This window comes from Ruegeria sp. AA6 (genome assembly GCF_056542865.1).
In genome coordinates, this window is the sequence record NZ_JBQGAN010000003.1 from 254,151 (window position 1) to 275,946 (window position 21,796).

At 59.7% G+C, this 21,796-nt stretch carries 26 protein-coding genes; 11 read left to right on the forward strand and 15 right to left on the reverse strand.

Annotated features, from left to right (window positions below):
- Nucleotides 1-326 precede the first annotated feature (326 nt).
- Genes ACR0LN_RS07130 through ACR0LN_RS07160 form a run of 7 tightly spaced genes read left to right on the forward strand, consistent with a single transcriptional unit; the run spans nucleotide 327 to nucleotide 6,809 of the window.
- Complete coding sequence (locus ACR0LN_RS07130) at nucleotides 327-1,541, forward strand: glycosyltransferase family protein (RefSeq protein WP_480428661.1); 1,215 nt, start codon at nucleotides 327-329, stop codon at nucleotides 1,539-1,541.
- Nucleotides 1,538-2,785 carry a glycosyltransferase gene (locus tag ACR0LN_RS07135; protein ID WP_480428662.1) on the forward strand — a complete coding sequence of 416 codons (1,248 nt, stop codon included), beginning with the start codon at nucleotides 1,538-1,540 and terminating at the stop codon, nucleotides 2,783-2,785. The genes ACR0LN_RS07130 and ACR0LN_RS07135 overlap by 4 nt, the downstream gene beginning before the upstream one ends.
- Nucleotides 2,785-3,861, forward strand: a complete 1,077-nt coding sequence (locus ACR0LN_RS07140; protein ID WP_480428663.1) for a glycosyltransferase family 4 protein — start codon at nucleotides 2,785-2,787, stop codon at nucleotides 3,859-3,861. Before ACR0LN_RS07135 ends, ACR0LN_RS07140 begins: the two co-directional genes overlap by 1 nt.
- Nucleotides 3,858-4,439 carry a histidine phosphatase family protein gene (locus tag ACR0LN_RS07145; RefSeq protein ID WP_480428664.1) on the forward strand — a complete coding sequence of 194 codons (582 nt, stop codon included), beginning with the start codon at nucleotides 3,858-3,860 and terminating at the stop codon, nucleotides 4,437-4,439. The genes ACR0LN_RS07140 and ACR0LN_RS07145 overlap by 4 nt, the downstream gene beginning before the upstream one ends.
- Nucleotides 4,439-5,578, forward strand: coding sequence for a glycosyltransferase family protein (locus tag ACR0LN_RS07150; RefSeq protein WP_480428665.1), 1,140 nt, complete (start codon nucleotides 4,439-4,441; stop codon nucleotides 5,576-5,578). Before ACR0LN_RS07145 ends, ACR0LN_RS07150 begins: the two co-directional genes overlap by 1 nt.
- Entirely contained in the window at nucleotides 5,575-6,336 is a 762-nt protein-coding gene (locus tag ACR0LN_RS07155) for a polysaccharide deacetylase family protein (protein WP_480428666.1), read from the forward strand. The genes ACR0LN_RS07150 and ACR0LN_RS07155 overlap by 4 nt, the downstream gene beginning before the upstream one ends.
- The gene (locus ACR0LN_RS07160) at nucleotides 6,333-6,809 is read left to right on the forward strand and encodes a class I SAM-dependent methyltransferase (protein WP_480428667.1); all 477 of its coding nucleotides are present in this window, start codon (nucleotides 6,333-6,335) and stop codon (nucleotides 6,807-6,809) included. The genes ACR0LN_RS07155 and ACR0LN_RS07160 overlap by 4 nt, the downstream gene beginning before the upstream one ends.
- Here ACR0LN_RS07160 and ACR0LN_RS07165 read toward each other — a convergent pair whose 3' ends face one another.
- Nucleotides 6,810-7,949: an alpha-D-ribose 1-methylphosphonate 5-triphosphate diphosphatase gene (locus ACR0LN_RS07165; protein WP_480428668.1), complete on the reverse strand. Its 1,140-nt coding sequence runs from the start codon at nucleotides 7,947-7,949 to the stop codon at nucleotides 6,810-6,812.
- 52 nt (nucleotides 7,950-8,001) lie between these two features.
- Here ACR0LN_RS07165 and ACR0LN_RS07170 point away from each other — a divergent pair, with 52 nt between their 5' ends.
- Nucleotides 8,002-8,685, forward strand: coding sequence for a DUF1045 domain-containing protein (locus ACR0LN_RS07170; RefSeq protein ID WP_480428670.1), 684 nt, complete (start codon nucleotides 8,002-8,004; stop codon nucleotides 8,683-8,685).
- On the opposite strand, the gene phnN is transcribed toward ACR0LN_RS07170, so the two are convergent.
- Genes phnN through ACR0LN_RS07190 form a run of 4 tightly spaced genes read right to left on the reverse strand, consistent with a single transcriptional unit; the run spans nucleotide 8,667 to nucleotide 11,545 of the window.
- Entirely contained in the window at nucleotides 8,667-9,215 is a 549-nt protein-coding gene (gene phnN, locus ACR0LN_RS07175; RefSeq protein WP_480428671.1) for a phosphonate metabolism protein/1,5-bisphosphokinase (PRPP-forming) PhnN, read from the reverse strand. The genes ACR0LN_RS07170 and phnN overlap by 19 nt on opposite strands.
- Complete coding sequence (gene phnL, locus ACR0LN_RS07180; RefSeq protein WP_480428673.1) at nucleotides 9,212-9,895, reverse strand: phosphonate C-P lyase system protein PhnL; 684 nt, start codon at nucleotides 9,893-9,895, stop codon at nucleotides 9,212-9,214. The genes phnN and phnL overlap by 4 nt, the downstream gene beginning before the upstream one ends.
- Before the next feature lie 22 nt (nucleotides 9,896-9,917).
- Nucleotides 9,918-10,688, reverse strand: coding sequence for a phosphonate C-P lyase system protein PhnK (gene phnK, locus ACR0LN_RS07185; RefSeq protein ID WP_480428675.1), 771 nt, complete (start codon nucleotides 10,686-10,688; stop codon nucleotides 9,918-9,920).
- The gene (locus tag ACR0LN_RS07190; protein ID WP_480428677.1) at nucleotides 10,685-11,545 is read right to left on the reverse strand and encodes an alpha-D-ribose 1-methylphosphonate 5-phosphate C-P-lyase PhnJ; all 861 of its coding nucleotides are present in this window, start codon (nucleotides 11,543-11,545) and stop codon (nucleotides 10,685-10,687) included. Before ACR0LN_RS07190 ends, phnK begins: the two co-directional genes overlap by 4 nt.
- 28 nt (nucleotides 11,546-11,573) lie before the next feature.
- On the opposite strand from ACR0LN_RS07190, the gene ACR0LN_RS07195 reads away from it, so the two are divergent.
- On the forward strand, nucleotides 11,574-11,813 hold the full coding sequence (locus ACR0LN_RS07195) for a hypothetical protein (protein WP_480428679.1): 240 nt from the start codon (nucleotides 11,574-11,576) through the stop codon (nucleotides 11,811-11,813).
- A gap of 2 nt (nucleotides 11,814-11,815) precedes the next feature.
- Here the strand turns inward: ACR0LN_RS07195 and ACR0LN_RS07200 are convergent, their stop codons facing one another.
- From ACR0LN_RS07200 to phnG, 3 genes are read right to left on the reverse strand one after another with little or no spacing between them, the layout of a single operon-like run.
- Entirely contained in the window at nucleotides 11,816-12,907 is a 1,092-nt protein-coding gene (locus ACR0LN_RS07200) for a carbon-phosphorus lyase complex subunit (protein WP_480428681.1), read from the reverse strand.
- A 3-nt stretch (nucleotides 12,908-12,910) separates the two neighbouring features.
- A complete protein-coding gene (phnH, locus tag ACR0LN_RS07205) occupies nucleotides 12,911-13,486 on the reverse strand; it encodes a phosphonate C-P lyase system protein PhnH (RefSeq protein WP_480428683.1) in 576 nt (191 codons plus the stop codon).
- Complete coding sequence (gene phnG / locus ACR0LN_RS07210) at nucleotides 13,486-13,944, reverse strand: phosphonate C-P lyase system protein PhnG (RefSeq protein WP_480428685.1); 459 nt, start codon at nucleotides 13,942-13,944, stop codon at nucleotides 13,486-13,488. Before phnG ends, phnH begins: the two co-directional genes overlap by 1 nt.
- Nucleotides 13,945-14,046: 102 nt before the next feature.
- Here phnG and phnF point away from each other — a divergent pair, with 102 nt between their 5' ends.
- Nucleotides 14,047-14,757 (forward strand): phosphonate metabolism transcriptional regulator PhnF, encoded by a 711-nt coding sequence (gene phnF, locus ACR0LN_RS07215; protein ID WP_480428687.1) that lies wholly within the window; start codon nucleotides 14,047-14,049, stop codon nucleotides 14,755-14,757.
- A 142-nt stretch (nucleotides 14,758-14,899) separates the two neighbouring features.
- On the opposite strand, the gene ACR0LN_RS07220 is transcribed toward phnF, so the two are convergent.
- The 5 genes from ACR0LN_RS07220 to phnC form a co-directional block, all read right to left on the reverse strand.
- Entirely contained in the window at nucleotides 14,900-15,535 is a 636-nt protein-coding gene (locus ACR0LN_RS07220) for an LbetaH domain-containing protein (protein ID WP_480428689.1), read from the reverse strand.
- A 23-nt stretch (nucleotides 15,536-15,558) separates the two neighbouring features.
- A complete protein-coding gene (phnE, locus tag ACR0LN_RS07225; RefSeq protein WP_480428691.1) occupies nucleotides 15,559-16,926 on the reverse strand; it encodes a phosphonate ABC transporter, permease protein PhnE in 1,368 nt (455 codons plus the stop codon).
- Nucleotides 16,923-17,804: a phosphonate ABC transporter, permease protein PhnE gene (gene phnE, locus ACR0LN_RS07230; protein WP_480428693.1), complete on the reverse strand. Its 882-nt coding sequence runs from the start codon at nucleotides 17,802-17,804 to the stop codon at nucleotides 16,923-16,925. The genes phnE (ACR0LN_RS07225) and phnE (ACR0LN_RS07230) overlap by 4 nt, the downstream gene beginning before the upstream one ends.
- A 67-nt stretch (nucleotides 17,805-17,871) precedes the next feature.
- Nucleotides 17,872-18,774, reverse strand: coding sequence for a phosphonate ABC transporter substrate-binding protein (gene phnD / locus ACR0LN_RS07235; RefSeq protein ID WP_480428695.1), 903 nt, complete (start codon nucleotides 18,772-18,774; stop codon nucleotides 17,872-17,874).
- A gap of 66 nt (nucleotides 18,775-18,840) precedes the next feature.
- Nucleotides 18,841-19,662, reverse strand: a complete 822-nt coding sequence (gene phnC / locus ACR0LN_RS07240) for a phosphonate ABC transporter ATP-binding protein (protein WP_480428696.1) — start codon at nucleotides 19,660-19,662, stop codon at nucleotides 18,841-18,843.
- 163 nt (nucleotides 19,663-19,825) lie between these two features.
- Here phnC and rpe point away from each other — a divergent pair, with 163 nt between their 5' ends.
- Complete coding sequence (gene rpe, locus ACR0LN_RS07245; RefSeq protein ID WP_480428698.1) at nucleotides 19,826-20,512, forward strand: ribulose-phosphate 3-epimerase; 687 nt, start codon at nucleotides 19,826-19,828, stop codon at nucleotides 20,510-20,512.
- On the opposite strand, the gene ACR0LN_RS07250 is transcribed toward rpe, so the two are convergent.
- Nucleotides 20,509-21,174, reverse strand: a complete 666-nt coding sequence (locus ACR0LN_RS07250) for a Crp/Fnr family transcriptional regulator (RefSeq protein ID WP_480428699.1) — start codon at nucleotides 21,172-21,174, stop codon at nucleotides 20,509-20,511. The two genes, rpe and ACR0LN_RS07250, sit on opposite strands and share 4 nt — an antisense overlap.
- 509 nt (nucleotides 21,175-21,683) lie before the next feature.
- On the reverse strand, nucleotides 21,684-21,796 hold a 113-nt coding region (locus ACR0LN_RS07255; RefSeq protein ID WP_480428719.1), incomplete at its 5' end, for an EF-Tu C-terminal domain-related protein.

Sequence of the window (21,796 nt, forward strand, 5' to 3'; positions counted from 1 at the left end):
TTACAGAAGCACCTGAGCGTATTCAAATATTCAGGGTTGCGCTTCCCGAGATCGTGTCATTTCGTGTTCCTGCTGCAATGCCAGCGACAAGAGTGTTTCCAACCTTAAAAAAACTGAATATGACCGACGCTGTAATATGGCTGGAATAGTAAGATCAACGTCAGGCTTTGCGGGTGAAAGCCCACCGGCGCATCAGATGTTGCCATTTCGCCATGTTTGACGAATTTGCACGATCTCGTCACCCCCTTTGGCAAGCGGCGTGAAAGAATATACGGTAACGGGGACACGCGCGCGGATTTGCACACCGAAACACGACAGGCGAAGGCATGAGCCTAGGAATACAAAACAACACAACCGGCAGAGCACCGCGCATTCTGTTCTACAGCCACGATACGTTCGGACTGGGGCATTTGCGCCGGTCGCGTGCCTTGGCTGCGGCCATCACTCAGGCAAACCCACAAGCATCGGCGCTGATCCTGACCGGATCGCCGGTTGCGGGGCGGTTCACTTTCCCACGCCGGGTCGACCACGTGCGCCTGCCCGGCGTGACAAAGCGCGCCGATGGGTCATACGCTGCGCGCACAATCGGCATGGGGATCGAAGAGGTAACCGAACTGCGTGCAGGCCTGATCCAAACAGCGGTCCAGCAATTCGACCCCGACATGCTGATCGTCGACAAGGAACCCACTGGCTTTCGCGGAGAACTGCTGCCCACGCTTGAGCACCTGTTGAATTCACAACGCACCAAGCTGGTCTTAGGCCTGCGAGATGTATTGGACGAGCCTGAGGTTTTGGCCGCCGAGTGGGAGCGCAAGGAAGCCCTCGCCGCGACCGAGCGCTTCTATCATGAGATTTGGGTCTATGGGCTGCGTTCGATCTATGATCCGACCAAAGGCTTGCCGCTCAGCCACGCCGCGCAATCGCGCATTCACTGGACCGGATATCTGCGTCGGGACCTTGGACCGGTGGGTGAGCCACCCGAACAGCCCTATATCCTGATCACCCCCGGAGGCGGCGGTGATGGCAAGGCAATGGTGAATCTTGTCCTCTCGGCCTATGAAAAAGATCCGACCCTTTCACCCCGCGCGGTGCTGGTCTACGGCCCGTTCCTGTCCGGCGAGTTACGAGAGGACTTCGAGGCCCGCGTTGCAGCGCTGAATGGCCGGGTCACTGCTGTCGGCTTTGAATCCCAGATCGAAACGCTGTTTGCCGGCGCCGCCGGGGTGGTCTGCATGGGCGGTTATAACACGTTCTGCGAGGTGCTCTCGTTCGACAAACGCGCCGTCATAGTGCCGCGCACGACGCCGCGGTTAGAGCAATGGATCCGCGCCTCGCGTGCCGAAGGGCTGGGCCTAGTCCAAATGTTGGACGAAAGCCGCGACGGACTGACGCCGGAGTCCATGATTCAGGCCATCCGCAGCCTGCCGCAGCAGCCGCTGCCGTCCCAAGCCATACAGGACGGGCTGCTGGACGGTCTGGACTACGTCACCGACCGCGTGGACGCATTACTGAGCCAGGAACAGGAACGGGCGACCGGATGACGACAGCTCAGCCGAAACTGGCGGTGCTGGTCAAAGGATGGCCGCGCCTGTCTGAGACGTTCATTGCTCAGGAACTCGTCGCCCTGCAAGAGGCCGGGCACAGCTTTGACATCTGGTCCCTGCGCCATCCGACCGATGTGAAACGCCACCCGCTGCATGATCGTTTTCAGGGTCAGGTACATTATCTGCCCGAATATCTGTACCAAGAACCACAGCGCGTCTGGGCCGCGCGGCAGACGGCGCAATCGTTGCCCGGCTATGCTGAGGCCTACCGGATCTGGCGCGCCGATCTACGCCGTGATCCAACCCATAATCGCATTCGACGTTTTGGACAGGCTTGCGTGCTGGCTGCGGAACTGCCCGAGGCGACGCGGGTGATGTACGCGCATTTCATGCACACCCCGTCCTCGGTCGCGCGCTATGCCGCGATCATGCGCGGCCTGCCGTGGAGCTTTTCAGCCCACGCAAAGGACATCTGGACTTCGCCCGAGTGGGAAAAGGTCGAAAAGCTGCAGGCCAGCACACACGGCGCAGCGTTCGGCGCGACCTGTACCGCCTTTGGTGCCGAACATCTGCGCAGCCTGGCCGATGACCCCTCTCGGGTAGACCTGATCTATCACGGGTTAGACCTTTGTCGCTTTCCTTCGCCGCCTAACCGCGCCCTGCGCGTGCCAGACGGACCATTTCACATGCTGTCGGTCGGACGTCTGGTCGAGAAAAAAGGATTCGACCGCCTGATAGACGCCTTCGCGCTACTACCTCAGACGCTCGATTGGCATTGGACGCATATCGGAGGCGGAACTCTGGGTGACGCCCTGCAAGCCCGCGCCGAGGCGGCAGGTGTTTCGCATAGGATCACATGGAAAGGCGCGTGCGATCAGCCCGAGGTTATTGCGGCCATGCGCGCCGCCGACCTGTTCGTACTGCCCAGCCGAATAGCCGCGGACGGAGACCGTGACGGGCTGCCCAATGTTCTGATGGAGGCCGCATCGCAGATGTTGCCGATCCTGTCGACACCGGTCTCTGCCATCCCTGAATTCATTAAAACCGGCACGCACGGGGTCTTGTCCGACGACGCACCTGATGCGTTGGCTGCTGCCGTTAACCAGCTGGCTGCCGCGCCGGATCAGACTGCGTCGATGGCCTCGGCCGCCTTCGACCGGTTGATTACCGAGTTTCGCATGGACCCCGGCATTGCGCGCTTGTCCGAACGGCTGCGCGCGTTGGGTTCGGACATAGCGTGATGGCAAGGGTAGCATTTTACGCTCCGATGAAAGCCCCGGACAGCCCGGTGCCATCGGGGGACCGCGAAATGGCCCGCAATCTGATGCAGGCGATCTCGGCGCAAGGCGACTCGGTCGATCTGGCGTCGCGGCTGCGCGTCTACGACAAATCAGGGGACATTCAGGTACAGGCCGCATTGCGCGCCGAGGCCGAAACAGAGGTTCAGCGTCTGATCCAAGAACTGCCATCGGACACCGCCCTATGGGTGACCTATCACAACTACTACAAAGCGCCTGATCTGCTGGGACCCAGTGTCAGCAAGGCGCGGAACATACCTTATGTTCAGCTTGAAAGCACACGGGCGACCAGCCGTCTGAACGGAGCATGGGCCGGGTTCGCGCAGGCGGCGCATGACGCCTGCGATGCGGCTCAGGTGATTTTTTACCACACCGCTAATGACTTGATCACTCTGGAACGAGAACGGTATGGCAACCAACGTCTTGTTGAACTGCCCCCGTTTTTGCCGCTGTCTGAGTTGCCGCCTGCGTCCACATGCGATGGCCCGATGCTGGCGGTCGGGATGATGCGACATGGTGATAAGCTGGCCTCTTACACCCTGCTTGCGGACGCCTTGGCCCTTCTGGACGGCGATTGGATGTTGGATATCGTCGGCGATGGCCCTGCCCGCGCCGAGGTCGAAGCCCTGATGGCTCCTTTCGGGTCCAAAGTCCGCTTTCAGGGCCAGTGCGATCAAACGACATTGCGGGCCATGTACGGTGCGGCGTCGCTTCTGGTTTGGCCCGGTGTGAACGAAGCCTATGGGATGATCTATCTGGAAGCGCAGGCCAGCGGCCTGCCGGTTGTCGCGCAAGATCGACCCGGAGTGAGAGACGTTTTGACCCCGTCCGAGTATCCTTCAATAGATGCCGGTCCCGAGGGTTTGGCTGACAGAATACGTACCCTGCTGAATGACCCAGCCCTGCGATTGTCCATCGGCGCCATGGCTCGTGTCCAAATGACCAGACGTCACCTGATGCCTGCAGCAACCGACAGGTTCTGGCAAGCCGTGCGACCATTGGTGGAGGTAACTCGATGACCCAACTGGCACTGCTGAGACATGGGCATACCCACTGGAACCGCGCGGGGCGCATTCAGGGGCGCAGCGACATACCCCTTGACGATGAGGCCCGCGCGGAACTTTCAACTACACGCCTGCCGGAACCGTGGGATGGCGCTGACCTTTGGTCCAGCCCCCTGATGCGCGCCAGTGAAACGGCCAGATTGGTTGCCGGGCGTGAACCGCAGACAATGGATGCGCTGACCGAGATGAACTGGGGCGACTGGGAAGGCCAGCGGGGGGTGGACCTGATCGCCGACCCGGACAGCGGCTATCGCCATATCGAGGACTGGAGTTGGGACTTCCGCCCGCCGAACGGCGAAAGTCCGATCGAGGTTTGGGCACGATTGAAACCTTGGCTGGACGGGCTGAGGGGTGACACGATTGCTGTTTGCCATATCGGCATCATGCGGGTCATTCTCGCACGTGCCTGGGGTTGGGAGTTCGATGGCCCTGCCCCCTTTAAGATCAAGCGCAATCGTCTGTATGTCGTGGATATGCAAACGTTTACCCCTCTACCGGATCCGATCCGCCTGATCAAACCCGAGGCATCCTGATGAAGGTGATGATCGTTGTCACCCATTTGCTGGGTACAGGTCATCTGAGCCGGGCGTTGACACTGGGCCGCGCCTTTGCGGGCGAAAACCATGAGACGTTTGTCGTCTCAGGCGGGATGCCGGCACCTCAGCTAGACAGTTCGGGCATGACGCTGCTGGGCTTGCCGCCTCTGCGTTCGGACGGAACCGATTTCACCCGGCTTTTGACCCAGAGCGGAGAGGTCGCCGACGCGGCATATCTTAAAGCACGCGAAACGGCGTTGGTTGAAGCCATTCAAAGCTTTGCGCCGGACGTCCTGATCACCGAGTTGTTTCCCTTTGGTCGCCGGTCGCTGTCGGCTGAATTCAACGCTGGTTTAGAGACGGCGAACGCCCTGCCGCGTCGCCCGATTATTCTGGGCTCTATCCGGGATATTCTGGCACCGCCTTCCAAACCGTCGAAAGCCGAACGCACGGCAGAGATTGTTGAGCGGTACTATGACGGCATCCTTGTTCATTCGGATCAAAGCGTCATTCCGCTGAACATCAGTTGGCCTGTTACCGAACAGTTGCGTCAGCGGTTATTCTATACGGGGTTTGTTGCGCCTGACGCCCCGGTGCCGCACGCTGATTTGGTGGGCAAAGACGAAATTCTGGTCAGCGCAGGCGGCGGATCAGTGGGCCAGCCGATCTTTCACGCGGCCATCGAGGCCGCCCGAAAGATGCCCAACAGGCGCTGGCGCCTGTTGGTTGGCGGGCAGGACGCACCAGAGCGCATTGCCCAACTGCAGAAGCTTGTCGGCGACGCCCCGGTGACATTGGAAACCGTACGCCCCGATTTCCGCCAGATGCTGCCTCATGCCGCGGCGTCGGTCAGCATGTGCGGCTACAACACAGCGCTCGACCTATTACAGTCTGGCACACCGGCTGTGTTCATCCCGTTTGACGACGGCAAAGAAATTGAACAAAGCTTGCGCGGGCAAAGCCTTTCTGACCTACCAGCGATCAACGTACTACCCAGCAAGGAGCTTACCGGTGACGCACTGGCCCGGGCCGTCGCGGCGGTCATCGACGCCGGTCCGCGCACCGTCGCGTCGCAGGGCTTCGACGGGGCCGCCCGAACTGTCGAGATCGCAGTGAACCTAAGGGAGCAGTCATGACCGTGGACTGGCACCCCTTGGACACCGAATTGAACGCATGGCTTGTCGAGGGGCTGAACCTGCCTGTGTGGTGGCGCGACGATGATGCCGTTTCTGCGACCCCACAGCTTAAAAAGCTGTCAATACTTTCGGAAACGCTGGGCATACCCGTGTATCTTGCAGTCATTCCCCGCAACGCCGATGCAACACTGGTGGAATATGTTGCGACCCATAAGACGTTGATCCCAGTGGTTCATGGCTGGGCGCATCAAAACCACGCGCCCGTTGAAGAGAAAAAATCTGAATTCCGACTGCACCGCCCACTGGAAGATATTCTGAGCGACGCCCGGTCCGGATTGAACCGGCTAAAATCTCAGTTCGGGGATCGGCTCTGCCCAATGTTCGTCCCCCCGTGGAACCGTATCGCACCCGAGGTGGTTCGGGAATTACCCAGCGTGGGCTATCGCATCATCTCAACCGCGACACCGCGTCAGCAGCAAACACCTGCTCCCGGATTAGAGCAGATCAACACCCACCTGGACCCAATTGACTGGCGTGGTACACGCGGGCTGGTTTCATCGGATCAACTGGTAAACCAAACGACGATCCTGCTACGAGACCGTCGCGAGGGCCGCGCCGACAATGCCGAACCGTTTGGCATTTTAACCCACCATCTTGTCCATGATCAGGACATCTGGACTTTCACCGAAGCGCTGCTGCGCAGACTTCTGGACGGCCCCGGCGTTGCCTGGGCATCACCAATCGAGGGAATTGAATGAGCCGACTGGATTCCATGCTACGCCGCCTTACGGCGCAACGCGACGGTTTGAATTGGGCTGTGGCGCAGATCAGTGAAACCGAGGGCGACGTTCTGGACATGGGCTTGGGCAATGGCCGCACCTATGATCACTTGCGGGAAATCCTGCCCGACCGGCGGATCTGGGTGATGGACAGGGTACTGCAATGTCATCCGTCCAGCACTCCTCCGGCAGAGGATTTTCTGCAAGGCGAAGCCGAACCGATGCTTGAGAAACTGGCTTCTGGTGGCTCCACCATCGCTCTGGCGCATTATGATTTCGGGCGAGGTATCAAGGTAGAGGACGTCGCCGAAGCCGCCCGGCTCAGCCCGTTGATCGCGCAGGTAATGCAGCCCGGCGGATTGCTGATCTCGGGTCAGCCTCTGGTCGGGTTTAGGCAGATCTGCGGCCCGGACACCATCGCGCCGGACCGGTATTTGTTCTATCGCGCCTGATCAGGCCACGCGCCGCCCGCGCGACCACACTCCGTTCAGTGCAGGGGCACCTTCGCGCATACGGAACCGGATCACATCCGCGCGGGCCCCGGCACGCAACTCACCGCGATCATCCAGACCGGCAACTTGCGCCGGGGTTTGCGTTACGGTCCGCAGACCACGAGGCATGTCGCCCCAGGTTTCGCCCAACCGCGTGGCCGACAACAGCAACGCGGCGGGAACGTAGTCCGACGACAGAATGTCGAGATGGCCCAGATCTGCCAATTCTTGCGCGGCGACGTTGCCGGAATGCGACCCGCCCCGGATCACGTTGGGCGCCCCCATCATCACCTTGATACCGTGATGATGGCAGGCCCGAGCAGCCTCAACGGTGGTGGGAAACTCGGCCAGTTTGATACCATGACCCGCCGACACCGCCACCTGTTCTTGCGTGGTATCGTCATGGCTGGCCAGCATTGCGCCAAAGCGACGCGCGGCTTTGACCGTTTCCACTTCATGCCGGTCACCATTGCGCGCGCGCAGCGTTTTGAGCTGGGCAACGTGCTGCAGGAACTCGTCATCGTTCATGCTGTGCTTGCCCTTCATATAAGCTTCGAGCTGCGACATGTCCCGGAACTGACGCTGCCCCGGCGTGTGATCCATGAGCGAGACCAGACCAACACGATCCTCGGGGCCGAATTCGTCCAGCTCATCCACCAGCGTTTCGGAACACACCTCGGCCCGAAGGTGCAGGAAATGACTGATCTTCAGGGCATCCTGTTCGCGCAATTGCCACAACTCACGCGACAGGTCACGGGCGTATCGTTTATAGCGCTGACCGCTGGGGATCGAACCAATCCGCATCGCATCGAACACAGTAGTGATCCCGGTGCTGGCCAATTCTGCATCATGAGCCAGAATCGCCGCCGCATGTGGCCAATCGACCTTGGGACGTGGCTGGATGTGGCGCTCTAGGTTGTCGGTATGCAATTCGACCAGTCCGGGGCTGACATAATCGCCCTCGCAATCGACCGCACCTGCCGGAACCGTCGTACCAGTATCGACCTCGGCAATGGTTTCACCGACAATGCGTATGCTGCCAGTCACTGTCTCATTCGGAAGAACAAGCGTGGCATTGGCAAGGATCGTTTCTTCTGTCATCTGAACTTCACACAGTTTGAGCTATTGGAAAGGCCACGCATAGGAGGCCAATGTGACATTCACGCGATACGCGATCTATTTTGCGCCACCGGCAAATGCCGAGTGGACGAAATTCGCCACCAGTTGGCTGGGCTGGGACATGGAGACCGGCGAGACCTGCGCGCATCCCTTGGTGAACGGAGTGGACGTTGCCACCGTGACCGACGTGCCGCGCAAATACGGATTGCACGCGACGATGAAGCCGCCCTTTCGCCTGCGCGGCGGGCAAACGGTTGCAGCGCTTTCTGAAGCCTGCGCGCAGCTTGCGGCCTCGCAGCCCGCCGTCAGTTTGGACGGGTTGGAGATCGCGCGGCTGGGTCGTTTCCTTGCCTTGCGCCCGCTTGGTGACGAGGCCGCTTTGAATGCCTTGGCCGCAGCCTGCGTGCGCGATCTGGACAGCTTTCGCGCCCCTGCATCGCAGGCTGAGCTGGACCGTCGACGCGCCAACAGCCTGTCGGCCGAGCAGGACGCCAACCTCGTTCAGTGGGGCTATCCGTACGTAATGGACTCCTTCCGGTTTCACATCACCCTCAGCGGCAAGTTGGACAAACCCGTGCTCGCGACCGTTCAGGAGGCGCTGCAAACGCAGCTTGAGCCCTTGCTGCCGACCCCATTCCTGATCAGTGATCTGGCCCTGATGGGAGAAGCCGATGATGGGCGGTTTCACCTGATCCATCGCTACGCCCTCTCTGACTGAAGTTGCGCGAGTATAGCGTCGATCGTCGCGTCCAAGGGCCCCGAGTTGTCGATCTCGATCACCTTGCCCAAACCCTCTGGCAAAGGCGTCTTGGCGCGGGCTAGACGTCGCACCTGTTCGGTCGAGCTTTCGCGCCCACGGGCTGACAAGCGCTGCGCCAGAACCTGCGGATCAGCGGTTAGCGAGATCACAACCAGATCACCAAACACTTCCTGCGCCCGCAGCAGGACCGAGCGTGACAGATTCACCAGCACCGCGTCCGCCTGACGCCTGAGGTCGCCGATACCCTTTGGCACCCCATAGAACAGCCCGTGCGCGGGCCAGTGCAGCGCGAAAGCGCCTTGCGCGACCAACTGCTGAAACTGCTCAACAGATACCCGATCAAAGTCTTCGCCCTCTTCTCCCTCGGGTCGGGTGATCACCCGACGTGCCCGATGAATTCCGGGCGCTCGGGCCTCAAGCGCCTCCATCACACTGTCCTTGCCAACGCCCGAAGGGCCAACGACCGCTATGACCGGGGCAAGGGTCATGCCGCGACTCCGGGCGTGAAATCCGACACGTTGATCTCACGATCGCACACCCGTTCACGCGCGCCGACATCGTGGAAGATACCTACAATAGCCGCTCCCCGCGCCTTGGCCTCTTCGATCAGTGACAAAACCGTCTCGCGGTTCTGCACATCCAACGAAGCCGTAGGTTCATCCAACAACATCGCGGGATAGTCATGCGCAAAACCCCGCGCGATGTTCACCCGTTGCTGTTCACCGCCAGAAAAGGTCGTTGGGCTAAGCGTCCACAGACGTTGCGGAATATTGAGCCGCGCCAGCAGGGTCGCCGCCTTGTCCAGCGCCGCCTGCTTGTCGCATCCAATGGACAGTAAGGGTTCTGCCACCACTTCCAGCGTCGGAACGCGCGGTACCACGCGCAGGAACTGGCTGACATAACCCAGCGTCTCGCGCCGCAGGGCAAGGATTTCACGCGGCTCTGCCTGGGCTACATCCAGACCACCAACTAGCACCCGCCCGGAGGCGGCAAGGTAGTTGCCATAGATCACGCGCATCAGGGTGGATTTACCCGCCCCCGAAGCGCCGGTCAGGGCCACGCATTCACCAGGCGCAACATTTAGCGAAGCCCCCGCCATCACCGGGATCACCGCACTGCCCTGATTGTGCAGGGTAAAGCTCTTGCTCACGTCGATCAGCTCAATCATCGCTTCATCTTTTCTCAAATACTCAAACCTGCAAAACGCTGGAGACCAGCAGTTGCGTATAGGCGTGCTGCGGATCGTCCAGCACCTGATCAGTAAGACCGGCCTCGACCACGTGACCATCCTTCATCACCATCAACCGATCCGCCAAAAGGCGCACCACGGCCAGATCATGGGTGACAATGATGGCGCTCAGCCCCATTTCGCGCACTAGCCCGCGCAGCAAGTCCAACAGCCGCGCCTGAACCGAAACGTCCAGCCCTCCGGTCGGTTCGTCCATGAACACCAACCGAGGCCCCGTCACCAGATTGCGCGCGATCTGCAGGCGCTGCTGCATCCCGCCAGAGAAAGCCGTGGGGCGATCATCGACCCGGCCTTCGTCAATCTCGACCCGGTCCAGCCAGTCGATTGCCTTATCCCGAATGTCACCATAGTGCCGATCACCAACGGCCATCAGACGTTCGCCGATGTTCCCCCCGGCGCTGACCGACATGCGCAGCCCATCGCGGGCGTGCTGATGGACAAACGCCCAATCGGTGCGCCCCAACATCCGACGTTCCGGCTCGGACATTGTCACGGTGTCCACCGGCCCTTCGGCGCGGGTGTCAAAGATGACCTGTCCCGCGTCGGGCTCCAGATGCCCGGCCAGACAGTTCAACAGGGTCGACTTGCCCGATCCGCTTTCACCCACGATCCCCATCACCTCACCGGGATACAGATCGAAGTTTACATCTGCACAACCGATCCGCGCGCCATAGCGCTTTTCGATATGTTTGACTTGCAACAACGGTGTCATGCCGCATCCTCCTCGGCCAATCGGCCCACATGGCCCGCCGCGCGGCGGGATCGGCAATAATCGGTGTCTGAGCAGACAAACATCCGGTTGCCCGCGTCATCCATGATCACCTCGTCCAGATAGCTGTCTTCGGCCCCGCACAGATCACAGGGATGGTCGGCCTTGGTCGCCTCGAACGGGTAGTCCTCGAAATCGAGGCTGACGACCTTGGTATGAGGCGGCACTGCGTATATCCGCTGCTCCCGGCCCGCCCCAAACAGTTGGATCGCGTCCATTTCCAACTTTGGATTGTCAAATTTCGGGATCGGCGACGGGTCCATCACATAGCGATCCGACACTCTCACCGGATAGGCATATGAGGTCGAAATCGCTCCGTGTTGGCTGATGTCTTCGTACAGCTTCACATGCATCAACCCATATTCCTCAAGACTGTGCATCTTGCGCGTTTCGGTCTCACGCGGTTCCAGAAAACGCAGCGGTTCCGGGATCGGCACCTGATACACAAGGATCTGATCCTCGGTCAGCTTCGCCTCGGGGATGCGGTGGCGGGTCTGGATGACTGTGGCCTTTTCGGTTTCCTCGGTCGTTTCCACGCCAGCCGTGTTCTCAAAGAACTTGCGGATCGAAACGGCATTCGTGGTGTCATCGGCCCCTTGGTCGATCACTTTGAAGGTATCATCCGGCGTCAGCGTCGCGGCCGAGACCTGCACCCCGCCGGTTCCCCAGCCGTAAGGCATCGGCATTTCCCGGCTGGCGAAAGGCACTTGATAGCCGGGTACGGCAAGACCTTTGAGGATGGCCCGACGGATCATTCGCTTGGTCTGTTCGTCGAGATAAGCGAAGTTGTACTCAGACATTTGATTCTCCGAGATTTCGAAGGGATTCATGGTGGTAGAAGTAATTTTCTGGGCGTTTTTTGCCGTCATTGCGGGACTGATCGCACGCGATATGTTCAGAAGGAAAAAGCGCCGTAACACGCTGCGACAAGATGACAGCGGAGTTTGGGTCTGGATCGAATTTGACGGTACCGAACGCAGGTCTGCCCTTCATCCCGACAGACCCGGAGGAGAATGGTACTCTGACGGCGGTGGAGATGGCGACAGCGGCGGGGACGGCGGTGATTGATCTCATTCCGCGGCCTCCTTCGGCGTAATCCGCTCCTCGGCCTCGCGGCGCAATTTGCGGACCAGTTCCAGTTCGGATTGGAAATCCACGTAATGCGGCAGCTTGATATGTTCGAGGAAACCGGTGGCCTGAATGTTGTCAGCGTGGCTCAGGACAAACTCTTCGTCCTGCGCAGGTGCGCCCAGATTATCCTCACCCAGTTCTTCCCAGCGCAGTGCCCGGTCGACCAGCGCCATGGCAATGGACTTGCGCTCTGATTGCCCAAAGACCAAACCATAGCCCCGCGTGAACTGCGGCGGTTCGGTTTTGGAACCCGTAAACTGGTTTACCGTTTCGCATTCGGTCAGTTCGACCTCGCCGATGTCGATTGCAAAACCGAGTTCGGGGATGTCCATCTCAACCGCAACTTTGCCGATCCGCAACTCGCCTACAAAGGCGTGGTTGCGGGCGTAACCGCGCTGGGTCGAGTAGGCCATGCCCAGCACGAACCCTTCATCCCCACGCGTCAGCGATTGCAGGCGCAAGGGGCGGCCAGCAGGAAATTCCATCGGTTCGCGGGTCAGGTCACCGGGGATGGTGTCGCTGGAGGGTTCGTCCTGAATGATATCTTCGCCTTTCAGGAACTCGGTAATGTGTGGCGTCGGCTCGGTGCGCGGCGCGCTTTCGGGTGCCGGGGGAACCTCTCCCTCGGCGGCCAGTTTGAAATCCAGCAAGCGATGCGTGTAGTCGAAGGTCGGACCCAGAACCTGCCCGCCCGGCGCATCCTTGAAAGTGGCCGAGATGCGGCGATCACAGGTCATCTGCCCCGTTTCGACCGGGTTCGAATAGCCAAACCGGGGCAAGGTCGTTCTGTAGGCGCGGATCAGAAAGATCGCTTCAATCAGATCCCCACGCGCCTGTTTGATCGCCAATGCCGCCAAATCGGGATCGAACAAAGACCCCTCGGCCATCACCCGGTTCACTGCAAGGCTTAGTTGTTCGCGGATTTGAGCGATGCTCAGTTCGGCAATATCGGTCGAGCCACGCCGTTCTTCCGCCAGCCAGGCGTGGGCGTTTTCAATGGCCTTTTCGCCGCCTTTGACAGCTACATACATGGTCTAGCCCTCTGCCTTGATCTGCGTGCTGCGCGGCAGGGCCGCGATTTTGTCACCGCAGGTAAAGAAGAAATCACAGCCTAACGGGTACAGTGCCGAATTGGCCTGAAGCGCCGGAATATCGGGCAGTGACAGGTGTGCTGTGTTCCTTATCCCCGGCCCTGACAGCACAGCACCTGCCTGTTGCAAGTCAGTGCATTCAACGATCAGGGTCGCTGACCGGTCTGGGTATTCTGCGGTGCCAATACGATACTGGCTCAAGGGTCCAAGCTCTTGCCACGTTCCGACCGCAAAGTCCGCCTCAGCCGCATCCGACAGCGGCGCACCGGTGTGAAACGCCAGCCACTGACGCACTTCATTCGTATCGGTCGCGCCGGCCAAGTGAACCTTTGTGTCCGGGTCGCAAAGGGTCAGCAGCAGCGTCCCGGCTGCCACCGACAAGGGCGCTGGCGACGCGCTGGCGGACAGCATGCGAATCTCACCCGGGCGTGCCATTACGGTCATGGCGGCACGAAAGGCATGCGCCGCGTCAATCGGTGCGTTCTGGAAACCGCCTGAGAATTGGGTTTGGGCGCTCATCAATCCTCTCCCCGAACCATTGTGAAGAATTCGACCTTGGTGGCCGCGGCCTTGGCGGCGCGGGCCGCCTTGGTGGCCTGCATGTGCTGGCTGAGCGGAGCGATGATTTTTGCCCGGATCTCGCCGGCAGCATCAGTCTGCATAAGGGCATCAACCAACGCCGCAACCTCGGCCTTGCGTTTGGAGCGGCCCTGCACATAGCCGTGCCCGACCGTGCCGTCCCGCAGAGCCAACGAACAACGCGTGACCGTCATTTCACCCAGATTGAAAGGCGCTCCAGTACCGCCGGTCCGCCCCCGAACCATGACGCCGCCAACCTCGGGGCTGCGGAGCCAATCAAAGCCGGGTTGCGCTTTGAGTTCGCCCCAGAGTGCCATCAGAGCCTCTTCCGGAGCTCGGGCGAGCAGGCCCATCCATTCCTTGCGCGCGGGGTGCGCAATGTTTTGTTGATCCGCCATCAAAACCTCTTGGCCGGGTTGTCTATGTGAACTATACAACTAGACAAATATTACACCTCAAGGAAGCGACTCGCAATCGCAGTCGTGTGAAAGTTTAGTGACATGAGCAAAACTCCGGTCTGGAAAAGCATCGCGTTGAGCCTGACCTCGGACATCGCCGAAGGACGCTATGATACCGGTGACCGATTGCCGACCGAGGCTCAGCTGGCCGCACAGCATGGGGTCAACCGGCACACGGTACGGCGCGCTTTGTCTGAGATGGCGGAACAAGGATTGGTTCACCCAAGGCGCGGCGCCGGGGTGTTCGTGGCCGCCCGCCCAACCGACTATCCAATCGGTAAACGGGTCAGGTACCACAAAAGCATCTCGGCCAGCGGTAAGATACCCGGCAAAACGATCTTGTCTCTTACCACCCGTGCGGCAGATGAAGCAGAGGCGGATGCACTGCAGCTTAATCCGGGTGACGCGGTGCATGTCTATGATGGGCTGTCTCTGGCGGATGGCCAGCCCATCGCCCTCTTTCAAAGCGTTTTCCCAGCAGTTCGGCTGCCCGATATTCTCGAAGCCCTGCAGGACACGAATTCCGTCACCAAAGCACTGCAACATTGTGGCATCGCGGATTACACACGCGTCTCCACGCGCCTGACCGCCCGGGCCGCGACAGCAACACAGGCTCTGCACTTACGACTACCTCAAGGTGCCCCCGTACTGTTCTCAGCCGGCATCAATGCCGACTTGGAAGGGACACCAATAGAATTCGGACGCACTGTTTTCGCCGGTGAGCGCGTGACGTTAACCGTGAACGAAGACTAGGCGACATGGGTCTCCCGCCCGTCTTCGGCCTCCTTGCGGAGGCCTCATCCCGTTGGGCGTAGCGCCGCGCTTTGCGCGGCGCCGGGCCCAAACCCGCCAAGGTGGATCGGCGAAGCCGATGCTCCTGCGGGTGCGGGAGCCCTCACTCCGCTGGCGCAGCGACAAACTCGTATTTTTTGAGGAAAGCCTCAGCACTCAATGCCCGGAAATCCGGCAAAGCTGCACGCAGGCGCTGGTTATCCCAATCCCACCACGCCATAGCCAACATGCGCGCGGCAATCTCTTCGGGGAAACGACGACGGATGGACTGAGCTGTTACGCCGCCGACTATGGTGTAAGGAGGAACATCCTTGGTGACCACCGCCCCCGAGGCTACGATGGCTCCATGTCCGACAGTCACTTCGGGCTTGATGATTGCCGCATGGCCGATCCAAGTGTCGTGCCCGATCACTGCGGTACGACTGGCGCGATGTGCGAACCACTCAGGATCATCCCGTTCGTCATCCCAATAATCTGCCGAACGGTACAGGAAATGGTGCAAAGACGCCTTTTCCATCGGATGATCCGTGGCCCCAATCCGCGTAAAGCTAGCGATATTGGCGAATTTGCCGATCTCGGCATTGGCAATGTCGCAGGTCCGATCGCAATAAGAGTAATCCCCCCAGACCGAATTGGTGACACGGCTGCCTGCGCCGATCTCAACATATTCTCCGAAACGGCTGCCTGTAATCTGGCAATTGGGATGGATGAAGGGCTGGTCCGGGCGCAAGCGTGCCATAGTCAGTATTCCTTGGTCATTGGTTAGGGCAGCGGAAACGGCTTTGCCTTTGGATCGCGCGGTTTACGTTTTTTACCCGTTTCGCCCTGAATCAGGCGTTTGCGCAGCCAGCCCGAGAACCAATCCATCAGCATCACCATCAGGATGATCAGGACGATGTAGTAGGCGACCTCTTCCCAGTCTTTCTGAGTTATGATCGCCTGCGTCAGCAGCAGGCCGATGCCACCACCAGTAATCGCACCGATCACCGTAGCGCTGCGGGTGTTGGATTCGAGGAAATAGAGCAACTGGCTCAGCAGCACCGGTGTTACCTGCGGGATGACGCCAAAGCGGTACCGCTGCGGGGCGTTGGCACCGGTGGATTGAACACCTTCGATCTGCTTGTTGTCCACATTTTCCAGCGCTTCCGAGAAGATTTTGCCGAAGGTGCCGGTATCCGTCACCAGGATGGCCAGTGCGCCGGTCAACGGGCCGGGGCCAAAGGCGCGGGCCAGAACCACGGTCCAGATTAGTGCATCCACACCGCGGACAAAGTCGAATACGCGTCGCGTGGCAAAGCGAATGGAACGCAGGGGGTTGAAATTGCGCGTCGCCATGAAGGCCAGCGGCAGAGCGACCATTGCCGCACCCAGCGTGCCCAGGAACGCCATCAGAATGGTCTCAAAGATGGCCCAAGCCACATCCTGATGCCGCCACATCTTGTTGGTCCAGAAATCGTTCAGGATCGCACCCGCCTCACCCTGCGCAGCCAGACCGGCCAGCTCGGGAAAAGACTTGCCGTAATAGGGGCTGTCGAGCGTGAACCAGAACAACTCCCAACCGGTGAAATAGCGGAACACCTCGGACCGATTGCGCGTAACCGTCAGACGCCCTGCATCCGTGGTGATCGCCAAGCGGTTTTTAGACACGTTGATCCACTCGGGCACGTCGCCCGCTGGCAATTCCGCCTGCACACCGGCTGAACGGCTGGGCGTTGCGCGCACTGTGCCATAGCCGGGGATGTCATATTCCACCGTCTGTGGTCCAAAACGCACGACATGGCCGTCTTCCAGATCAATCACGGTGGTTTCGCCCAGTGTCACCCACTCTGGCGCTTCGCCTTCGGGATAGCGGCCCTTGCGCTCACCTTCGATTGCGGCGGACACCTGACCCGAGCGGTTGTCCCGCTCGACATGTGTTTTGTAGCTGTAGCTGTCCGAAACCAGCGTTTTGCCGTTTTCCCAGTTCGCCCGCGCGGCGAGCCCCGGCACGTCGAAGGCAAAGAATACGTAGATCAGGTAAACCAGCACCAGCGCTGGCAGGCTGAAATTCACCAAACGCTTGCGGTTGAACAGACGGTCGGCTTCGGATTTCAGCTCGGCAGTGGACAGATTGGTGGCGAAGGTGCTCATGCCGAGGCTCCTTTTTCCGACCCGTGGGCCAGACGGTCGCGCAGATAGCCCGAGATCTGATCGACGATGACAATTGTGACAAACAGCAGGAGGAAAATGGCAGCTGCTTCGTCATAACGCCCCTGCCCCCAGGACATTGCGTTGCGCAGCTCGTACCCCAGACCACCAGCGCCGACGAAGCCGAGGATGGCCGAGGCGCGGATGTTGATCTCGAACCGCAGCAAAGCATAGCTGACATAGTTCGGCCCAACCTGTGGGATCACGCCCAGATACATGCGCTGCGACCAGTTTGCGCCAACCGACTGCAGTCCCTCGACCGGCTTCAGCGAGGCGTTTTCGTTCACCTCAGAAAACAGCTTGCCCAATGCGCCCGCTGTGTGAATGGCGATGGCGATCATTGCCGGCACCGGGCCACCGCCCAGAATGAAGATCAGGACCAAGGCGATTACGATCTCGGGCACCGCCCGAAAAACGTCCGAGATACGGCGGAAAAGCGGGATCAGCGATGGCCAATAGGCCATGCCGCGTGTCGACATCAGCGCCAGGAACGTGCCGAAAATCGTGCCTGCCAGCGTGGCCGCCGCAGCAATGTTCAGTGTCTCGACCAGCGCCGGGAAGAACTCGACAAGGTTCGCAGGCATCTCGGCGATCTTTTCCCAAGCCTCGGACAGAACCTCAGCCGGATAGTCGAAAATCCGGTGCCAGCCGTCAATGAAGCTGCCCGCATTGCGGCTGTCGGCTGTGCGGAACCCTGCGGCCATCATGGCGATGAACAGGATCAGAAGGATACCACCATAGACCCTCTTGCGTCGCGCCATCGCGGTATAGTCGTCGCGGATCTGATCGACGGTCGTGGACCCAGCAGTCAGGTCTGTCATGGAATGCTCCTGAGTGGAAAAACGGGGCCCGGTTTTCCACCGGACCCCGATCATTGGATATGCAGGCTTAGTTGGACTTCAGCTTGCGTGCTTCGATGATGACTTCGTAGGCGTCATGTCCGATCGGGTCGAAGCTTTTGGCTTCGCCTGCGGCCACACCGTAGAAGCAATCACGGTCTTTCTGTTCCAGCGTGTCCCACAGCGCGGTCACTTTGGCTTTGACGTCGTCAGGCAGAGCCGAACGGACAACAACCGGGCCTTCCGGGATCGGCGCGGATTTCCAGATTTCGACCATGTCGTTCATGTCGACCAGACCGGCATCCACAGCGCGGCGCAGCGCGCCCGACTGGTAGCCGTCTTCCCATTCGCCCAGACCATCGGCCCAGGTCACGCCTGCGTCTACATCGCCGTTATTGACAGCAACGATGGTCTGCTCGTGGCCACCGGTGAATTTGACCTCACCAAAGTAATCACCCGAGTCCATGGTTGCGCCGGTGGCCGCTGGGATTTCGATCGACGGGATCAGGTAGCCCGAGGTCGAGTTCGGATCACCGAAGCCGAAGGTCTTGCCCTTCATGTCGTCAAGCGAGGTGATGCCACTGTCTTTGCGGGCGAAACCAACCGAATAATAGCCGTAACCACCATCGGTGTTGACCTTGACCAGAACCGGTTCAACCGCTTCGGGGTCGGACAGATAGGTTTTCGCATAGCCCGACGCACCCAACCAGGCCACGTCGATTGTGCCGCCCAGCAGGCCCTGGATCACGCCGTTATAGTCGGCAGGTGCGAACAGTTTGGTCGGAACGCCCAGCGTCTCTTCGGTGTAAACGCGCAGGCATTCGTTGTTGTTCAGACGGTCCTGAGCGTTCTCGCCGCCCAGAATACCAATGCGGAATTCGCTGATTTCTTCGGCCAAGGCTGGCGCGGCCAGCGCTGTAGTGGCCGCAAGGGCAGCAATCAGTTTTTTCATCTGTCTCTCTCCAGTTTGATTACCCCGGCCTTTCACCGGACCGGGCGATGAAGGGGGGTGGTTGGCTCAGATGGTCGCTTCCGCTTCCATTAGGGCTTTCTGGGTGGCATCCAGAGTTTCGATCTCGGTCGATGTCGCCTCTTCCGAGAAGCTGGCATCGGCGCCGTAGATTTCGCGGGCAACGCCAGTGGTCAGCTGCTCGGGCAGCCCGTCAAAGACGATACGGCCGTCGCGCATACCCACCACGCGGTCGCAATAGCGGCGTGCGGTGTCCAGCGTGTGCAGGTTGGCAATGACTGTGCGGCCATCTTCTTCGTGGATGCGGCGCAGCGCCTGCATCACCACCTGCGCGTTCATCGGGTCCAGCGAGGCGATGGGTTCGTCGGCCAGAATGATCTTGGGGTCCTGCATCAGGGCGCGCGCGATGGCGACCCGCTGCTGCTGACCGCCCGAAAGGGCCTCGGCCCGTTTCGGCGCGTGCTCGGCAATGCCCAGACGATCCAGAATGTCGATGGCGCGATGGATTTCATCCATCGGGAACAGGTTGAACATGGTCGCCAGCGTCGAGTGGCGGTTCAGCGTGCCATGCAGCACGTTCGACACCACGTCCAGACGCGGCACCAGATTGAACTGCTGGAAGATCATTGCGCAGTCGGCCTGCCACGCGCGCTTGTCGCGGCCTTTTAGCTGGGTGACGTCACGGCCTTCGAACAGAAGCTGGCCCTCGCTGGAATCCGTCAGGCGGTTGATCATCCGCAGCAGGGTCGACTTGCCCGCACCAGACCGACCGATGATCCCGATCATGCAGGGTTTATCAACATCCAGCGTTGCCGCGTCCACGGCCACGTTTTCGCCGAAGCGCTTGGTCAGTCTCTCGATACGCAGCACGTGCCACCCCCAATTCATGTTGGCGGTCAGGTACAGATGCTGCTCAACGGTTATGTGTCAGGGCGGTGAAAGTTTTGTAACGGAGCGCAAGTCGCGGGGGCTACCCTTTGCGGCGCGGCGCAGGTATACGCGACCGCGACTCTTCCGCTTATACGAGGCCGCCATGAGCTTTGACCGTACCATCAAGATCGCCCCGTCGATCCTGTCCGCCGATTTCGCCAATTTCGGCGCCGAAATTCAGGCGATCGAATCCCAAGGCGCCGATTGGGTTCATGTCGACGTTATGGACGGCCATTTCGTCCCGAACCTGACCTTTGGCCCGCCCGCCGTCAAAGCCTTTCGTCCGCATGTGAAGACAGTGATGGACGTTCACCTGATGATCACACCCGTCGATCCCTACATCCAAGCTTATGCCGACGCCGGTGCCGACATCCTGACCGCTCATATTGAGGCCGGACCGCACTCCCACCGCACCCTGCAAGCCATTCGCGCTGCCGGGATGAAAGCGGGTGTCGCCCTGAACCCCGGCACCCCGGCTGAGGCGGTCGAGCATCTGCTGGACCTCACCGATCTGGTTTGCGTCATGACTGTGAACCCCGGCTTTGGCGGACAAAAGTTCATCGACATGACCAGTAAGGTTCGCAAGCTGCGTGACATGATCGGCGACCGCCCGGTGCATATCGAGATTGACGGTGGTGTTGACCCCAAAACCGCTCCGCTGGTGGCTGCGGCTGGTGCCGATGTACTGGTCGCCGGCTCGGCCGTGTTCAAGGGTGGTTCTGTTACCCAACCTCAGATTTACGGTGAAAACATCCGTGCCGTGCGCGCCGCAGCCGAATCCGCACTCTAAACCATCTGTAATCTGGCGGTCTGGAGATAACGAGAAATCTCAAGCCCGAGGCTTGCCTCTAGTGCAATCGCCAGATCGGGCTTTTTTTGTAGCTCCGCTGCCAGTTCAGAAATCTCCCACTCAATAAGACGTGAGGGTTTCAGTGCCATTACGGTCACCGGCGCCGCGAAATCTTGATCTTTGCTCAGAATAGCTGTCCCGCCGAGGAAGCGACCTTCGCCCAGTATATCCACGCTTTCGCCGTTCATCGCGACGCCGATTTCGCCATCCACGATAAGCGAAAGTCGATGAACATGATCGCCCTGCGTTAATAGGCGCGCCCCGGTCGGCACGGTTTTACTGGCCCCCATCTTGAGCAGGTTATAGGCGTCACGCTCTGAGAAGCTCCGCAGTGCGATCTGGTACAAATGTCGCTCGGTATCTGAGAAAGGTACCGGACGGCGTTCCAGCAACAAACGCAAAATCCAATAGATGTTGATCCCGGTGAAAAACACGTTCCACCCGATCGGAGCCCAAAGTGGAGCGCTTTGAAGATAGTAATAGGGTAGAAGGATAAAGGCACCGATCACAGACAGAACACGCAGCCAAAAAATATCTCTGACCGAATATGACACTAGGTAGACGATATTCGCCGTATTCACCAACAGGTCCAAACCCACCATGCACAACCTCATCAGTTCCGCGCGCGAATGGTTTCACCCGCGCGTTTTGGTACGTGATGAGTTTAGACGCCGGATCATCCGCTGTGGAAGACCTCGGATCGGTCTGATCGAAAGGCGGCTTGGCCCTGATCTGTTTTTAAACGCATTGTGCAGACATTGCTTGCTTTCTTCTCGTCGTCGCTGAGAAGAGCCATCTGCATATCATCCAGATCTTTGCTGTGCAGTATGCGCGTACTGTATTGTACAAACGGAAGCCAAAACATGGTTCACCCCTCTTCTGATCGTCTGGCACATTGCCTGCGCGAAAAGCGGGGGCACTACGAAATCCAGATGAAATTGCCGCAACACGTGAACAAAGGGCGCTGCGCTGGGTCAGCACTCTTTGTCCTGAGGGAAATGTGGGTGCATTCCGTTGCGTTGAGGTGGAGGTAAAATTAATCCAAGCAGTCGGCACAAAGAAAAAGGGCGCCCCAAGGGGCGCCCTTTCTTTAGATATTCGCTGGTACGAATTACTCGATGATTTTCGAGACGACGCCGGCGCCGACGGTGCGGCCACCTTCGCGGATTGCGAAGCGCAGGCCGTTTTCCATCGCGATGGGCGCGATCAGCTCAACGCCGAACG

Bases quoted from the DNA above. Each gene is read 5' to 3' on its own strand.
- ACR0LN_RS07130 (WP_480428661.1), top strand. From the start codon at position 327: ATGAGCCTAGGAATACAAAACAACACAACCGGCAGAGCACCGCGCATT.
- ACR0LN_RS07135 (WP_480428662.1), top strand. From the start codon at position 1,538: ATGACGACAGCTCAGCCGAAACTGGCGGTGCTGGTCAAAGGATGGCCG.
- ACR0LN_RS07140 (WP_480428663.1), top strand. From the start codon at position 2,785: ATGGCAAGGGTAGCATTTTACGCTCCGATGAAAGCCCCGGACAGCCCG.
- ACR0LN_RS07145 (WP_480428664.1), top strand. From the start codon at position 3,858: ATGACCCAACTGGCACTGCTGAGACATGGGCATACCCACTGGAACCGC.
- ACR0LN_RS07150 (WP_480428665.1), top strand. From the start codon at position 4,439: ATGAAGGTGATGATCGTTGTCACCCATTTGCTGGGTACAGGTCATCTG.
- ACR0LN_RS07155 (WP_480428666.1), top strand. From the start codon at position 5,575: ATGACCGTGGACTGGCACCCCTTGGACACCGAATTGAACGCATGGCTT.
- ACR0LN_RS07160 (WP_480428667.1), top strand. From the start codon at position 6,333: ATGAGCCGACTGGATTCCATGCTACGCCGCCTTACGGCGCAACGCGAC.
- ACR0LN_RS07165 (WP_480428668.1), bottom strand. From the start codon at position 7,949: ATGACAGAAGAAACGATCCTTGCCAATGCCACGCTTGTTCTTCCGAAT.
- phnN (WP_480428671.1), bottom strand. From the start codon at position 9,215: ATGACCCTTGCCCCGGTCATAGCGGTCGTTGGCCCTTCGGGCGTTGGC.
- phnL (WP_480428673.1), bottom strand. From the start codon at position 9,895: ATGATTGAGCTGATCGACGTGAGCAAGAGCTTTACCCTGCACAATCAG.
- phnK (WP_480428675.1), bottom strand. From the start codon at position 10,688: ATGACACCGTTGTTGCAAGTCAAACATATCGAAAAGCGCTATGGCGCG.
- ACR0LN_RS07190 (WP_480428677.1), bottom strand. From the start codon at position 11,545: ATGTCTGAGTACAACTTCGCTTATCTCGACGAACAGACCAAGCGAATG.
- ACR0LN_RS07195 (WP_480428679.1), top strand. From the start codon at position 11,574: ATGGTGGTAGAAGTAATTTTCTGGGCGTTTTTTGCCGTCATTGCGGGA.
- ACR0LN_RS07200 (WP_480428681.1), bottom strand. From the start codon at position 12,907: ATGTATGTAGCTGTCAAAGGCGGCGAAAAGGCCATTGAAAACGCCCAC.
- phnH (WP_480428683.1), bottom strand. From the start codon at position 13,486: ATGAGCGCCCAAACCCAATTCTCAGGCGGTTTCCAGAACGCACCGATT.
- phnG (WP_480428685.1), bottom strand. From the start codon at position 13,944: ATGGCGGATCAACAAAACATTGCGCACCCCGCGCGCAAGGAATGGATG.
- phnF (WP_480428687.1), top strand. From the start codon at position 14,047: ATGAGCAAAACTCCGGTCTGGAAAAGCATCGCGTTGAGCCTGACCTCG.
- ACR0LN_RS07220 (WP_480428689.1), bottom strand. From the start codon at position 15,535: ATGGCACGCTTGCGCCCGGACCAGCCCTTCATCCATCCCAATTGCCAG.
- phnE (WP_480428691.1), bottom strand. From the start codon at position 16,926: ATGAGCACCTTCGCCACCAATCTGTCCACTGCCGAGCTGAAATCCGAA.
- phnE (WP_480428693.1), bottom strand. From the start codon at position 17,804: ATGACAGACCTGACTGCTGGGTCCACGACCGTCGATCAGATCCGCGAC.
- phnD (WP_480428695.1), bottom strand. From the start codon at position 18,774: ATGAAAAAACTGATTGCTGCCCTTGCGGCCACTACAGCGCTGGCCGCG.
- rpe (WP_480428698.1), top strand. From the start codon at position 19,826: ATGAGCTTTGACCGTACCATCAAGATCGCCCCGTCGATCCTGTCCGCC.
- ACR0LN_RS07250 (WP_480428699.1), bottom strand. From the start codon at position 21,174: ATGGTGGGTTTGGACCTGTTGGTGAATACGGCGAATATCGTCTACCTA.